This window comes from Bartonella sp. AP65SXKL (genome assembly GCF_042195725.1).
Taxonomy (GTDB): domain Bacteria; phylum Pseudomonadota; class Alphaproteobacteria; order Rhizobiales; family Rhizobiaceae; genus Bartonella.
In genome coordinates, this window is record NZ_JBHIOW010000006.1 from 85750 (window position 1) to 100619 (window position 14870).

Below are 14870 nucleotides of genomic sequence, written 5' to 3' on the forward strand. Positions count from 1 at the left end.
TAGACTTTCTTTTTTATAATAGATAAATAAGAGGCTTTAAATGGTATGCTGGTAATATTGATTTTAAAAGTTAAATTTTATCATTGATAGACAATTATGCGTAAGGATCTTTTATGGAAAGCTTTTGAAGAATTTCTCTTTCGAGCTTTTCCATTTTATATGCTTCATCATCAGTTTCATGGTCATAACCAAGCAGATGCAAGATACCATGAACAATCATATGTGTTAAATGGTCTTGAAATGTTTTTCCTTCTTTCTCTGCTTCGAAAACAACAGTTTCTCGGGCAATAATAATATCACCGAGTATGGGACCAGGTCGATTTCCAGCTTTAAGTGGAAAAGCAGGAAAGGATAATACATTAGTAGATTTGTTTTTGTTGCGCCATTGTGCATTGATTTGTGCCATATGTTCATCATCCGTAAAAAGCAGGCTAATCTCGCTTACAACATTTTCCAATGAAACATGATACATAGTTGCCATTAATGCTTTTTCAGTGATATTATAAAGCATTTTCTCATCATTCCACCCTGCGCTTTTAATCATTATATCAATAATAATCATGATGAATCAAATTCATTTTTTAATGCATCGCATGCGAATGATTTTTTTTTATTTTGTATTTCGGAATCACGATCATAAGCACGAACGATAGCAGCAACAAGTGGGTGGCGTACAACATCTTTTTCATCAAAATGCACAATTGCAATATTTTCTACATTTGAAAGAATGCGAATTGCTTCAATGAGACCTGATTTTTGCCCTGTAGGCAAATCAATTTGGCTTACGTCACCGGTAACAATCATACGTGTTCCTTCTCCAAGACGTGTGAGGAACATTTTCATTTGCATGGGCGTAGTATTTTGTGCCTCATCAAGAATAACAGCAGCATGGGCAAGTGTTCGTCCGCGCATAAAGGCGAGAGGAGCAATTTCTATGACACCAGAGGCTAAAATGCGTTCTATTTTTTCAGCGGGCATCATATCATAAAGAGCATCATAAAGTGGTCGTAAATATGGGTCGACTTTTTCTTTGAGATCACCGGGAAGAAAACCAAGATGTTCTCCAGCTTCAACAGCCGGACGTGAGAGAATAATTCGCTCAATGATACCACGTTCTAGAAGCATTGCAGCATGAGCAACAGCAAGATACGTTTTTCCTGTTCCTGCTGGTCCTACACCAAACACAAGTTCAGTATGCTCCATAGCACTTATGTAAGCGTCTTGTGTTGGAGTTCTTGCATGAATTATTTTTTTATGGGTACTCAACCGAGCTGCTATACGTTTCGTTGCAGATTTGTGTGTTATTGTGTCTTCTTTCTGCTTCTTTGGTATATTTGCCATAGCAATCGCTCCTTTTATATCTGATAAAGTGAGCTCTTGATGTGTTTTGGCACGTTCATAAAGCTGCTGCAATGCATATTGCGCACGTTTTATAACAGAAATATTTCCACGGATTAAGACTTCATTACCACGCGGATGAATACTAAGTTCGAGTTTTTTTTCGATATAAGCGAGATTTTCGTCAAATTTACCAAAAACTGCTTTTGCATATTTATTATTTTCGAAAATCAAAACAACTTGGCTCACATCTGAAGCGCTTGTTTGTTTCAAGGTATCAGCCTTTTCAAGGGACATATTTACTTTTTCTTTAATACGCTTTATTTTTTCGGTTGAAGCTTTCAGCCTATTCTCCATATTTACATAAATATTGCACATTTTGTTAAGTAAACTTTATAAAAGACAATTTTTACAAAAAGTGCACGCTTTAGATGTAATCATTTGCTTTTAAAATAAAAGAGTTTTCCAAAATATTTATTTTTGAACAAGGTATTAGAGGCATGTTTATCTATTTGTCACTTCACCAACAAAACTGTTTGAGCTTGCATTTTTAATATGAATTTCTATCACGCTACCTGTAGAGGCTTCTGTATCGACAACAACAGGTAAAAGCCAAGGGGAACGCCCTACCATTTGCCCTGAGTGACGTCCAGGTTTTTCGATGAGAACGTTCGTTTTTTGATCAATTTTAGAACGCAAAAACGCATTTTGTTGCTCAAGGAGAAGGGCTTGTAAATGTTGAAGTCGGGCATCTTTTACAGATTCATCAACATGATTTTTCATTGTGGCTCCCACTGTTCCAGGACGGGGGGAATATTTAAAAGAATAAGCTGAACTGTACTGTACTTGTTGAATAAGTTCAATGGTTTCTTCAAAGTCTTCATCTGTTTCTCCTGGAAACCCTACAATAAAATCGCCTGAAAAGGCGATATCTGGCCGTGCGGTTCGAATTTTTTCGATAAGATGAAGATAATGAGAGCTTTTGTGTTGTCGGTTCATGGCTTTTAAGATGCGATCTGAACCTGATTGAACAGGAAGATGGAGGTAAGGCATTAACATATCAAGATCTCGATGCGCGGCAATAAGGCTATCATCCATATCACGTGGGTGGCTGGTTGTGTAACGCAAACGCTTTAAACCATCGAGTTTTGCGAGATGATAAAGAAGATCGCCAAGACGCCAAGTTTTGCCATCAGCACTTTGTCCATGCCAACCATTGACATTTTGTCCAAGCAGCGTAATTTCTTTGACACCCGCTTCGATGAGTTGAAGGGCTTCCTCGGTAATTTGCTCGACAGACCGTGATATTTCAGCACCGCGTGTGTAAGGAACAACACAAAAAGTGCAAAATTTATCGCAACCTTCCTGTACTGTTAAAAATGCGCTAACACCTCGTTTTCTTACTGCATGTTTATTATGGGGCGGCAAATGAGCAAATTTATCTTCAACAGCATAGTCTGTTTCGATAATTTTTTTCCCTTGTTTGGCTTTTTCTAACAATTCTGGCAAGCGATGATACATTTGCGGACCAATAACAAGATCCACTGTTGGAGCACGGCGCAAGATTTCACTTCCCTCAGCTTGTGCAACACAACCTGTTACACCAACCATCAGGGGTTTATCAGGTGTGCGCTCTTGACGCATAACGCGCAAACGACCAAGATCAGAATAAAGTTTTTCTGCTGCTTTTTCACGAATATGACAGGTATTAACAAGAATAAGATCGGCATCATTGGGAATTTGTGTTGTCACATAGCCTTGCGAACTGAGGCTATCAGTCATCCGTTGGCTATCATAAACGTTCATTTGACATCCATAGGTTTTGATAAAAACCTTTTTAGGAGCAACAGGAGGCGTATTTTTAGGATTTACTTTATTCATAGCGCATGTGTAAATGTTTTTTACACAAATCTCAATCTATTTGCTTAAAAGTTTTTTGCATGATAATTGCATCACCACGACCATTTTTTGACGCGTAGTAGGCAAGACGTTCAGAAATTTTTTGAAATTCAAAGCGTTGATAAAGGTTCAAAGCAGAAAGATTTGTGGCTTCTACTTCCAAGAATAATTTTATAGCGCCCTTGTCGTGAAGATGGTGAACTGTACGATCGATAAGAAAGGTACCAATTCCTTTTTGACGATAATGAGGATGAACAGCAATTGTGATGATTTCTGCTTCATCAAGGATGAGACGGCATAGGCAAAAGCCTAAAATTTGATCAGAGTGATCAATGAGAAAAGCTTTGTATCCGAAGATAGAGTGATCTGTTAAGAAATTATCAAAAGCTTGTTTTTCCCAAGAAGGGGTAAAACAATGCTGATGAATTTGATGAAGAGAAGCACTATCATTAACTTGTAGCGGAGCAATTCCAAAATTCTTTTTTGTCAATGAAAATTTGGGCATTATTTTTTTTGTGGTAAAGAAAAATTGGTTTGTTGTTTTGCATCAGCGCTGCGTAGATAGAGTGGGCGAGGTGAATTTTTTGATTGTTTGTTTGCAGCAAGATAAGCATAGTTTACAATATCGGCCGCTTCGCAGGGGATTTTTTCTAGGACAATTTTTTCGTGTATTTTATGGTTTTTAATATGCTCCACAACGACATCAGCAGCTGGGCCAGTCAGTCGGGTTTTTTTTGGCAAATCTTCGAGGATATTTTCAATTGTTTTTAATCCCGGCTCTCCCAAAGGTGTGAGATCATTATGAAAATTTTGATGGTAGAACATCCCTCTCCCTGCTTCAATGACAACAGTAATTGCCGATGCTGTACTTTTATTGTTTATAACTTGTGCTGCTAACGCTTCAAGAGCACTCACTCCAACAGCTGGTATTTCAAGTGCTAATGCCAAAGCGCGCGCTGTTGCAACACCGACACGTACACCAGTAAATGATCCAGGTCCAATATTGACAGCAATACGCTCAACTTGATCAAGCGTCATATTGGCTTGTTTCATTATTTGTGTAATCTGCCCAATAATTTTTTCGGCATGTCCTTTGTTCATGCGTTCATTGATACGCGCAATAACAGATTTATGACGAATAAGCGCAACAGCACAATAAATTGAAGCAGTATCTATAGCAAGGATAAGCATAAAAATATTTTAGTTGAATAAAACGATAAATAAAAGTCCTGCTGTATTTTTAATCTTTTCATTATCGTATATTTCATTTGTAAGAAAGTTACTAGTGCCAATAAGCAACAATATCTTTTTATGGGATAGAACGAGATGTTGATTTAATCCTTATTTTTATCACTTTTTGAATGAGTACCTTGAGTATTGTAAGATTCTCTTATTTTAAGTCTACTTATGGTGAAACAATTAAAGTTATTAGCTTGTATATTACAAGCGGAGTTAGCGTATGAATCAAAACTGTTGAAGAAAAGAATAAAAACTCCTTCACGAATCGTTTAAATGTAAGGGTTGTCACAACTTGTAAGCTATCAAATAGTACTTTGATGCCACTTGTATTACATAGTAAGTAAAAGTAATTTAAAAGAGGAAAAGTTATGACCCCACATTTTTTCCAAATAAGAACATATTCTATCCGTCTTTATATAAAAAACTCAGCGTAATGAGAGCAGATGAAAGAAATGGCATTGTTTTGCATGAGTTACGTATTTTGATACTACCCTGTTGCAAATCATTATGGACTGAAAAGCACATTTGACAGTTTTCACTTAAATATCAGCTCTTTCAATTTTTTGTATAGAATAATGAGCAGTATTTTAGAACTTTTTCTGGTTTATGAAAGAACTGATTTTAATAATAATGAGGACTTTGGGTTGATTGTATACTACGTTGAAAAAATAATAATCAATGCACATTTAAAATGTTATATGATTTAAATCATTCAATTGTATCATAAGAAGGCTACAAATACCGAGAATAATTATGGAGCAGGTTGAAGCCAAAATGACGCGCCATCCTGCTTTTTTTAGTGATCGGATATCAACACCTAATCCTAGTGCAGCCATTGAGATAACAGTAAACAACTGGGCAATAAATTTGATGGGATTGATAGCCTTTTCAGGGATAAGACCACTTGAGCGAACAAGCATCATGATAATAAAGCCAATGATAAACCATGGGACGAGGGTATGTAAACGCAAGCGTGTTTCTGCTGATCGGCGATAAATGATTGATAGAGTAAAAATAACAGGGCCTAACATGAGAACCCGTACTAATTTGACAATTGTTGCAATTTGAACACTTAGAAAAGAGATAGGTGCTGTTGCTGCTAAAACCTGTGGTACAGCATACACAACCATGCCAGCAAGCACACCATATTGGCTAAATGACAAATTCAGAGATGGATGTAAAAAGGGTAGAAATAAAATAATAAGAATTCCTAAAAGAGCAGTGAAGGCAATTGATGCGGCTACATCGTCATGTTTTGCTTTTATAACAGGTGCAACGGCGACAATAGCTGAATTGCCACAAATAGCATTCCCACAAGCGACCAGCATTGCCAAATGTGTAGAAAGCCCGAAAAGTCGGCCGATGGCAAAGCTCAGGATAATTGTTACGAATATCACGAATATGATACTAGCAAGCAAATTCCAACCAGCTGAAAGGACTGCGTTAATGCTAATGCTTGCTCCTAGAAGAACGATAGCAATTTCGAGAAGTGTTTTTGCACAAAAGGTGATACCTTTTTGAAAATATGTTGGCAAAGAAAAACAACTACGGATAATTGATCCTAGAAGAATTGCCAAAACAAGGCTTTCAAGCCACGCTTCCGTGAAAAGCTGTTTTTCTACAACTTCTAAGCCATAAGCTAAGGCTGATATGAGTAAACATACTAAAACACCAGGACCAAAGTCGTTTAAAAGTGAGAGATTTTTCTTTATCATTTTAATATTCCCCCGTCATTAAAGAGCTAAAGGTTAAGAAGAAAAAGCTTTAAAGATTTGTTCTTGCTTGTACAGCTGCTGCTAAAGTTCCATCATCAAGATAATCAAGCTCACCTCCTACAGGAACACCATGAGCAAGTCGCGTAATTTTAACTGGAAAATTAGAAAGCTGATCAGTGATATAGTGAGCAGTTGTTTGACCTTCGACAGTCGCATTGACAGCAAGAATAATCTCCGTAATAGGGTTTTGTACAACACGCTGTATTAAGGTGGCAATGTTGAGTTCGTCAGGACCTATTCCATCTAAGGGGGAGAGTCGTCCACCCAACACATGATAACGTGCGGCTAAAGTTTTTGCGCGCTCAAGGGCCCACAGATCAGCAATATCCTCAACAACGATGATTGTTGTATCATCGCGGCGCAAATCTGTACAAATTGAACAAGGATCAATGGTATCGACATTTCCACAAACAGAACAAATACCGACTTTTTCGATAGCTGCTTGTATAGCCGCTCCCAAAGGCTCCAGCAATGTCTCCTTTTTTTTGATAAGATGAAGCGCAGCACGACGTGCTGAACGTGGACCAAGACCTGGTAACCGTGATAAAATCTGAATGAGACGTTCAATCTCAGGTCCTGCAATGTATTTAGACATATTTTTGTCTCACGGGAAAAAACCGTTTCATTAAAATGGAAGTTTGAAACCTGATGGGAGTGGTAGCCCTGCGGTCATACTTTTGGTTTTTTCTTCTATTGCAACTTCGATTTTTGTTCTTGCTTCATTATAAGCTGCCATAATGAGATCTTCAAGAATTTCACCTTCCTCAGGTTTGAGTAATGAAGGATCAATTTGAATTGCTGTTATAATATTTTTGCCATTTAAAGTGATATTGACGAGACCACCCCCTGCAGTGCCCACAGCTTGCAGATTAGCTATTTCCTCCTGAATCTTCTGCATTTTTTCTTGCATTTCTTTGGCTTTTTTCATCATGCTCATCATTTCACGCATAGGAATAGGTATCCTTATTCATCATTGATATCATTTTTATTTTTAAAAATATCAGCATTTTTAAAGGTATTGGAGAGTAAATCAAGATCATTTTCTTCTTTATTGAGTCGAATATCGACAATTTTTGCTTCTGGGAAATGATTGAGGATTTTCGCGATATCAGGATCTGTTTCTGCATTGGAAAAAAGAGTCTTTTGAATCGCTATACTTTCCTCCTGTAAGGTTGGGCCACCTCCTTCATTAACAAAAGTTATTGTCCAGCGTTTTTCAGTCCATTGAGATATCTTTTTTTCTATATCATGAGCAAGAAATTGTGGGGTATTTTCAGAAAGTCTCAAGGTAATATGCCCAGCTTCAAAAGAAACAGGATGAACAAATTCTTTAACAAGGAGTTTGAAAGGAACGTCATTATGCTGTTCGGCTAATTGAACAATATCGTGCAAAGAATTAATCACGAGAGTTTTAGGTTCAGTAATCTTTTCTGTTGTTTGCGTGACAGAATGCGATAAATTTGCAATCTTTTCAGAAAGATCAGTAGATTGAGAAGTTTCTAGAATTTCTGTTACTTCTTGGGCGCTGATTTTGTCATGGTTTTGATTTTTAACTAAATTTTCTGGTTGTAAGGAATGATCTAATTGGTTTTTCAAAGAGCTTTTTAAATCTGATTGATCGAGTAATGTATTTGAAACGCTCGAGGAAGCATGGGCTCCGACCATTGTTTCTTTTGTTATATTATTTGCATTTGTAGATTCTTGATGAGAAGAGTTTTTAACCAGTGTGAGAGGCGTTTTTTCTTGCGTAAGCTTTTTTAAAGCCTCATCAAGAGTTGGTAAGTCAGCCGTGTGAGCAAGACGAATTAAAAGCATTTCAGCGGCTTGAAGAGGACGTGCAGTTTGATTAACTTCCTGTAAACCTTTGAGTAACATTTGCCAGTTTCGGGATAAAATAGGAACGGAAAGTTTTTTTGAAAAGTCTAAACTTCTTAAACGTTGTTCTTCAGTCAGAGAGAAATCTTCCACTATTTCTGGTGTAAAACGTAAACGTGTGACCAGATGATTAAAATCGGCTAGTTCTGTCAATATAGTAAGAGGATCAGCACCTGCTTCATATTGACTGCGTAATTCATGTAACGCATTGACAACATCGCCCTTCATGATAAATTCAAAAAGATCAATAATACGTGCTTGATCCGCTAATCCTAACATTGTACGCACCGCAATAGCATTAACATTGCCATTGCTATGGGCGATTGCTTGATCAAAAATGGATAATGCATCACGTGCAGATCCTTCTGCAGCACGGGCAATCATAGAGAGTGCTTGATCTTCTACTTCTACCTTTTCATATTTCGCAATTTGACGCAAATGTGCACTCAAAGCTTTTGAGTCAATACGTCGTAAATCAAAACGTTGGCAACGCGAAAGAATTGTAATAGGAACTTTGCGAATTTCTGTTGTGGCAAAAATAAATTTCACATGGGAAGGTGGTTCTTCAAGAGTTTTCAATAAACCATTAAAGGCTTGTGTTGAGAGCATATGTACTTCATCGATAATATAAACCTTATAGCGTGCAGAAACAGGACGATAGCGTATTTGTTCAATAATTTCACGAATATCATCAATGCCCGTATGAGAAGCGGCATCCATTTCTATAACATCAATATGGCGTCCTTCGATAATTTGTGTGCAATGTTCACCAAGAGAGTCCAATACAGTTGTTGGTTGATCAATATCTTTTGTTTTATAATTAAGCGCACGTGCCAAAATACGTGCTGTTGTGGTTTTACCTACGCCACGAATCCCTGTTAACATCCACGCTTGTGCAATACGACCTTTTTCAAAGGCGTTGGTGAGAGTACGCACCATAGCTTCCTGACCAATGAGGTCAGAGAAGTTTTGGGGTCGATATTTACGAGCAAGAACACGATAGGCTGTTTCTACCGGTAAATTTTCCATGAGTATTTCCAACTTCGAAGTTCTTTATGCGTACATTTTGATAATACAAAAGCATAGATCAATACTGTAGTCTCATATAAAAGGATTTTTTCTTAATCAAATTATTTATGGGACAATTTGTTTAAAAATAACAAAACCCCTTTATTTGCTGCATACAAATGCTGCTCTGAAGATTAAAAATACCTCGCTAAAAGACAGCATAAAAAATAATTTCTTCAGCAAAATAGGAGGTTGGAACGATGACCCGTACCAGAACTCGTTGGGGCTGCTTCTTTCCAGACCTGACCCAGTTGGCGAGTAGTCCGTCCACCACCAACCTCCCAAGCTCATATTGTCGATTTGGAATGAAAAATCAAGATCAGAAACGAAAAATATCCTAAGAACGACGAAGAATTTTCCTTTGCGTTTAATTTATTGACATATAAACAACAAAGAGATTGTGGATTTACCAGTTTTTATAGCAGTAGCTCTTCATATTTATTTGGTATGAAAATATTTTTTCGCTTAAGATAGTCTGAATGTATAATTATTCTCATTCGCTGAAACATGTAAGAGTTTTAGGATAGATACATCTGTTCTAAAACTACGAAATTGAATCATCAAAAATTTACAACAGTCAAAGAAGCAAATAAAGCAGATAGATCATGTAATTGGCTAACATTTGAAAGTTAGGGGGAAGAGTGCTATTTAAATAATTATAAAATATTGCTTTAATGGTGTTGCTCCTCTATACAAAACAGAACATCCCAAACAGAATACATTTAATGTTATACATTCACAGGCTTTTTAAAGAGCGATTGCTCAATACTCTTAACTATATTTCAAACGCCACTCATAAATAGTATACATACTCTCCTTGAGATATAAGTCCATTGTGCACTATCTTTTTTATGCTTAATAAAAGTATAAATTTTAGCCCTCATACTACTTAACAACTCCCAATGTTGCGATCCCTTGCACTTGAGAGGCTTTATAAGAAGCATTTTTATTCCTTTTTTAATCGTTTTTACTCACACACCACTCCCATTTGTAACTTTCAAGGAAACGATTTTAATGGATTCAATATGAGATTTAAGATGGGAGGATCTTACTTTATTTGTGGTTGTAATTCAGTATAAAAAATCGAACTCTTATAATGATAAGTCAATATATTAAATATCTTATAAGAGAACCACTTCATTTCTATAGTGAATGAGAATATCAAATATGTAATATTTTTTCTTTTAACGTATATAAATACTGAGTAGATGTTATCGCTCTTTTTTTGCGTGCTTGTTCTTTTAATTAAAAAACATTGATGTTTATCACAAGATGGATCAATATATGAATTTTTATTATTTGAGAAAAGGTTTCATATATTTTTAAGAGACTGTACTCATGCAAGAGAAGATGCAACATTAAACGCTATAGAAATAAGGGGGTACTGATTTTATAAGCATAAAAATGGTTCTTATTCGATATAAGCGACATTTTATAGTTTCAGATAATTATATTCTTTAATAAGGAGGGAAAAGCGAGATAATTTTTATAAAAAGCTGAATGAGTATGACTTAAAGTGCAGTGAGGAATGCATCTGTAGAGCAAATTTTACTTTTCTGTTTATCTAAGTGATTTGGGTACGATGTGCTTTATAGTACTTAAAATAAAGCAGTTGCAAAGATAGAAGTTATATTCTTATTAAAAAAATAGCTCTGATAGTAGAAAATACAGAACAATTTAATTTTAGTCATTTAGTTTTCGCAAAAGTTCTTTAATATCTAACCTTATAAGCAGCTTAAGGTTTGCCATATTAGTACAAAAATAAGCTTTTCAGCGATTAGTTTTAATGGCTCATTATGCCCTATTTTGAAAAAAATACCTAAAAAAGAATAACTCTACTCAAATTTAGATGTTATAGAAATATTGTTAATCATAATCTCCTGTGTCACAATTTGTTCCAACAACTTTTTTCTTCGTAATATTTTTAAAAATATAATGTCCTGACGAAGGAAAACTTATATGAAGAGATTTTATATTTTTTAGGATAAAGATCTTCTTTTCTTTATCATGGGTTATTTTCTTTTCATCATCAACAGCAATTCTCAATTTGTTTAAATCAGAAGGGGTAGAGTATGATAAAGTAAAGGATACTTTCTTCGGTTCAAAGATACTACAAGAGTATTCAGCTCCTTGATGGATTGTATCGGATGGGATGATCACAACACTTTCATCCAGCCCAAAATTCCATTTTCTCTCACCAAAGCCAGCAAACGCACCACTAGAGTAGGCGAGAATATTTGCGGCTAATAATCCTTGCATGAAGATTTTTTTCATTATCCTCTCCTTTTTCTAAAGTGAGGTGAATCATAAATCAATTTTTATAAAGATAAAAGCTCAAACTTAACGCTAAAATCAGGGCTAAGTTGCATTTTCTAGTTTTAAACCATGTTTAGAATGACATTAATCTAAGAGATTTGAATGCTCTATTATGTATAATAATTTGAATTGTTTTGAGAGCTAATTTAGAAGTTCGTTATCTTTATTGGAATATTGTCAGAGGAAATGACTTTTCTCAAGAAGCTCTCTTTGAATATATAAAAGGAAATAGATGGTACAAGCGTTTTTATTTTTGGTTACTGTGTTTTTTTACACTGGTTTTTATACAAGTTGAAGTGCTTTTTATCATGATATAATTTGTGAGAAAATATTATGGAAATAATTTATATATTCTTTTATGAGCCGTTTTTTCTTCTTCAGTTTTTATGAAGGGTGTTGAGTAGAAAAAAACGAGCTCTTTCAAGATACGTTGCATTATGAAATTTTTACGATGCTTTTTGATATCAACAAAAAATGATAGCAGCTTAATTGCTTTTATATATACGATGTTCGATCGTTTTGTGCTGGATAAGTACCGATAATACGCAGTTCTGCAGAAAAGAAAGATAATTCTTCTAAGGCAAGTTTCATCATCGGGTCTTCAGGATGTCCTTCAATATCAACAAAGAACTGTGTTGCATTGAAATTTCCACCAATTTGATAGCTTTCTAATTTTGTCATATTGATACCATTCGTTGCAAATCCTCCCATAGCTTTATAGAGAGCAGCGGGGACATTGCGCACTCGAAAAAGAAGACTGGTGATGATTTTTTCGCCATTTTGAGGTTTGGGGACATGTCGTTTGGAGCGTGAAAGGATGACAAAACGGGTAATATTATGAGGGTTATCTTCAACATCTCTTTCAATAATATCAAGTCCATAGAGTTCTGCTGCGATTAAAGGTGCTAAGGCAGCCTGTGAACGTTTAGCATTTTTTTTAATAAATTTTGCAGCTCCAGCGGTGTCAGCAGAAACAACAGGTTTCCAACCGTTGTTTCGTATGATTTTTCGGCATTGTGCAAGGGCATGCGTATGGCTGTGGACGGTTTTAATTTCGTCATGTGTAACGCCGGGCAAAACCATGAGTTGAAAATGGATAGGTAAAAAATATTCATCAATAATATAAAGAGATGACTGTGGTAAAAGATGATGAATGTCTGCAACGCGTCCCGCAAGGGTATTTTCAATAGGGATCATAGCAAGATCAGCTTTCCCGCTTTCCACTAAATTAAGGGCGTCTTCGAAAGTAGCAGAGGGAACAGCATCCATATTGGGGAACATATTGGAGCAAGCAATATGGGAATTAGCGCCGTATTCTCCTTGGAAAGAAATTTTATTGGTTTTTTTAAGTATTTTCATGCTAAAATCTCACAAACTCTATCGAGATCATGTTGTGTGTCTACACCTAAGGGAATTGTATCGACTATTTCCACATCGATACGCATATTGTTTTCTAATGCACGTAATTGTTCAAGTTTTTCACGTTTCTCAAGTGGTGAGGGTTTGAATGATACAAATTTCTCAAGTGCTTCGCGCCTATAGGCGTATATTCCAATATGGTGATAAAGAGGACCCTCTCCATAAGGTGCTTTGGCGCGCGTAAAATAAAGAGCACGAAGGCGATTTTGAGAAAGCGGTGTACCAATGATTTTGACAACATTGGGATCTCTTGTTTCATTTTCTTCAATGATTTTGGCACCCAAGGTTGCAATATCAGTAAAGCTATTTTCTAAAGGGCTTAGCGCACGAATGATTTCACGAGGCATGATTGTTGGTAAGTCACCTTGTATATTTAAAATGGCGTTGTAGCGTTGTTCAGGATCAATGCGCACTAAAGCTTCATAAATACGATCAGATCCAGACTTATGATCACCTCGTGTTATGATATATTCATGCCCATAATCTGCAACAGCTTTAGCGATATCATTATGATCTGTTGCAACGATTGTACGTCCTATTCCAGCTTTTTTGGCTTGTTCTACGACATGAACAATCATCGGTTTTCCGCCAATTTCAGCGAGAGCTTTTTGAGGAAGACGGGTTGAGCCCATACGGGCAGGAATAAGAATAATTGGTTCAAGAGCCATTGTAAGATTCCCAATGTCATCTGTGATGCATTTATGATGTTGTGTGTTATAAAGAAAAAGCTTAAACTAAAAATGGTAATAAAACCGTGAACATTTGAGTTTTTATGAATCGCTCGAGATTTATTTATTTTATTTGTGCTTGTTTATGTGTGCTGGTCGCTATTGTGGGGATTTTCACACTCAGCAATATAGTTTATGATCATCCTACATCAGTCCAATATCATCATACAGTTGCCAAGAATGATATATTTCAAGAAAAACAAAAAGCACCTGATGTTTCCCTATCACTAAATAGCCGCCTTCAACAAGGCAATTTTGAAAATGGCCGTAAAGTTTTTCGCCAATGTGCCATATGCCACACATCTGGACGCAATGAAGCAGGGCGTGTTGGTCCAGTTCTCTGGGAGATTGTTAACCGCCCTTTGGCATCAGCAGCAGGTTTTGCTTATTCACGGGCATTACGTGCTCATTCTGATCAAAAATGGGATTTTGTAACGTTAGATCGTTATTTACATTCTCCACGTGAAGCTTTTCCTGGGACCATTATGTCTTTTCGTGGAATTAAAAATGACCAAGATCGTGCCGATCTCTTGCTTTATTTACGCAGTTTATCCGATCATCCTGTTCCTTTACCAATGGATAATAATAAAGCGAACGAGCCAAATTAACTTATACCATAGATGTTAATTTTAGAAAGAAGTCTGATTTTTTTGTAATTTTAGTTTCACAGTTTTATAAAAAGAGCTCTTATTGATGTTTTGTTAGGGGGGAACGCCCCTCACGCAAAACAGAACATATTTAACATTGCATATTTACTCGCTTATTTTAAAGAGATCTTTTATAAAAATGCACTCTTTACGCTGTCGTCTGTGGATTGGTTTTCAAGATTTGTGTGCTTCACTTTTTCTACATATACTTGTCTGTGAAATTATTGCTGAAGGATTATCAATTCATGAGCCGCAGCTTTCTGCTTCTGAATGCAATAATTATGTAATTAAAGCTCTCCATGAGGTTTATCTCAATCCTTCTATACACATCAATCCCTATGTACTTTTACATCAAGTCCCATGTATTTTTCTTATGAACAGAGACAATTGATTGTTCTTATACGTGCAATAATCCTAAGCTGCATTTTATGATGCTCGATGAATAGACGTTTTCTCTTGAGGTTAGAGATGTACGGACAGATCATTGACCTTTTATAGTATCGATCACTAAAATATGACTTAAATTATTTATTTATAGGTTATGGTTTGAAGTAAGCACTTTCATG

At 36.1% G+C, this 14870-nt stretch carries 13 protein-coding genes and 1 other RNA gene; 1 reads left to right on the top strand and 13 read right to left on the bottom strand.

The window, feature by feature from the left end; all coding sequences use genetic code 11:
- Positions 1-94: 94 nt before the first annotated feature.
- The 13 genes from ybeY to ACFIMP_RS05370 form a co-directional block, all read right to left on the bottom strand.
- Positions 95-562: an rRNA maturation RNase YbeY gene (gene ybeY / locus ACFIMP_RS05310; protein ID WP_375613315.1), complete on the bottom strand. Its 468-nt coding sequence runs from the start codon at positions 560-562 to the stop codon at positions 95-97.
- Complete coding sequence (locus tag ACFIMP_RS05315) at positions 559-1683, bottom strand: PhoH family protein (RefSeq protein WP_375613339.1); 1125 nt, start codon at positions 1681-1683, stop codon at positions 559-561. The genes ybeY and ACFIMP_RS05315 overlap by 4 nt, the downstream gene beginning before the upstream one ends.
- 159 nt (positions 1684-1842) lie before the next feature.
- Positions 1843-3219, bottom strand: a complete 1377-nt coding sequence (miaB, locus tag ACFIMP_RS05320) for a tRNA (N6-isopentenyl adenosine(37)-C2)-methylthiotransferase MiaB (protein WP_375686107.1) — start codon at positions 3217-3219, stop codon at positions 1843-1845.
- Between the two features lie 31 nt (positions 3220-3250).
- Positions 3251-3742 (bottom strand): ribosomal protein S18-alanine N-acetyltransferase, encoded by a 492-nt coding sequence (rimI, locus tag ACFIMP_RS05325; protein WP_375611805.1) that lies wholly within the window; start codon positions 3740-3742, stop codon positions 3251-3253.
- The gene (tsaB, locus tag ACFIMP_RS05330; RefSeq protein ID WP_375613317.1) at positions 3742-4428 is read right to left on the bottom strand and encodes a tRNA (adenosine(37)-N6)-threonylcarbamoyltransferase complex dimerization subunit type 1 TsaB; all 687 of its coding nucleotides are present in this window, start codon (positions 4426-4428) and stop codon (positions 3742-3744) included. The genes rimI and tsaB overlap by 1 nt, the downstream gene beginning before the upstream one ends.
- Positions 4429-5162: 734 nt before the next feature.
- Entirely contained in the window at positions 5163-6191 is a 1029-nt protein-coding gene (locus ACFIMP_RS05335) for a YeiH family protein (protein WP_375613318.1), read from the bottom strand.
- A 49-nt stretch (positions 6192-6240) separates the two neighbouring features.
- Positions 6241-6846, bottom strand: coding sequence for a recombination mediator RecR (recR, locus tag ACFIMP_RS05340; protein WP_273790577.1), 606 nt, complete (start codon positions 6844-6846; stop codon positions 6241-6243).
- A 30-nt stretch (positions 6847-6876) separates the two neighbouring features.
- Positions 6877-7200, bottom strand: a complete 324-nt coding sequence (locus tag ACFIMP_RS05345) for a YbaB/EbfC family nucleoid-associated protein (protein WP_375611802.1) — start codon at positions 7198-7200, stop codon at positions 6877-6879.
- Positions 7201-7214: 14 nt separating this feature from the next.
- Positions 7215-9155 carry a DNA polymerase III subunit gamma/tau gene (locus ACFIMP_RS05350; protein ID WP_375671923.1) on the bottom strand — a complete coding sequence of 647 codons (1941 nt, stop codon included), beginning with the start codon at positions 9153-9155 and terminating at the stop codon, positions 7215-7217.
- Positions 9156-9378: 223 nt separating this feature from the next.
- An RNA gene (ffs, locus tag ACFIMP_RS05355) (signal recognition particle sRNA small type) lies at positions 9379-9476 on the bottom strand.
- Positions 9477-11060: 1584 nt separating this feature from the next.
- Complete coding sequence (locus ACFIMP_RS05360) at positions 11061-11468, bottom strand: hypothetical protein (RefSeq protein ID WP_375613320.1); 408 nt, start codon at positions 11466-11468, stop codon at positions 11061-11063.
- A 537-nt stretch (positions 11469-12005) separates the two neighbouring features.
- A complete protein-coding gene (locus ACFIMP_RS05365) occupies positions 12006-12869 on the bottom strand; it encodes a prephenate dehydratase (RefSeq protein ID WP_375611800.1) in 864 nt (287 codons plus the stop codon).
- Positions 12866-13597: a 3-deoxy-manno-octulosonate cytidylyltransferase gene (locus ACFIMP_RS05370; protein ID WP_375686108.1), complete on the bottom strand. Its 732-nt coding sequence runs from the start codon at positions 13595-13597 to the stop codon at positions 12866-12868. Before ACFIMP_RS05370 ends, ACFIMP_RS05365 begins: the two co-directional genes overlap by 4 nt.
- Positions 13598-13701: 104 nt before the next feature.
- Here ACFIMP_RS05370 and ACFIMP_RS05375 point away from each other — a divergent pair, with 104 nt between their 5' ends.
- Complete coding sequence (locus tag ACFIMP_RS05375; RefSeq protein ID WP_375611798.1) at positions 13702-14265, top strand: c-type cytochrome; 564 nt, start codon at positions 13702-13704, stop codon at positions 14263-14265.
- The last annotated feature ends 605 nt before the right edge of the window (positions 14266-14870 follow it).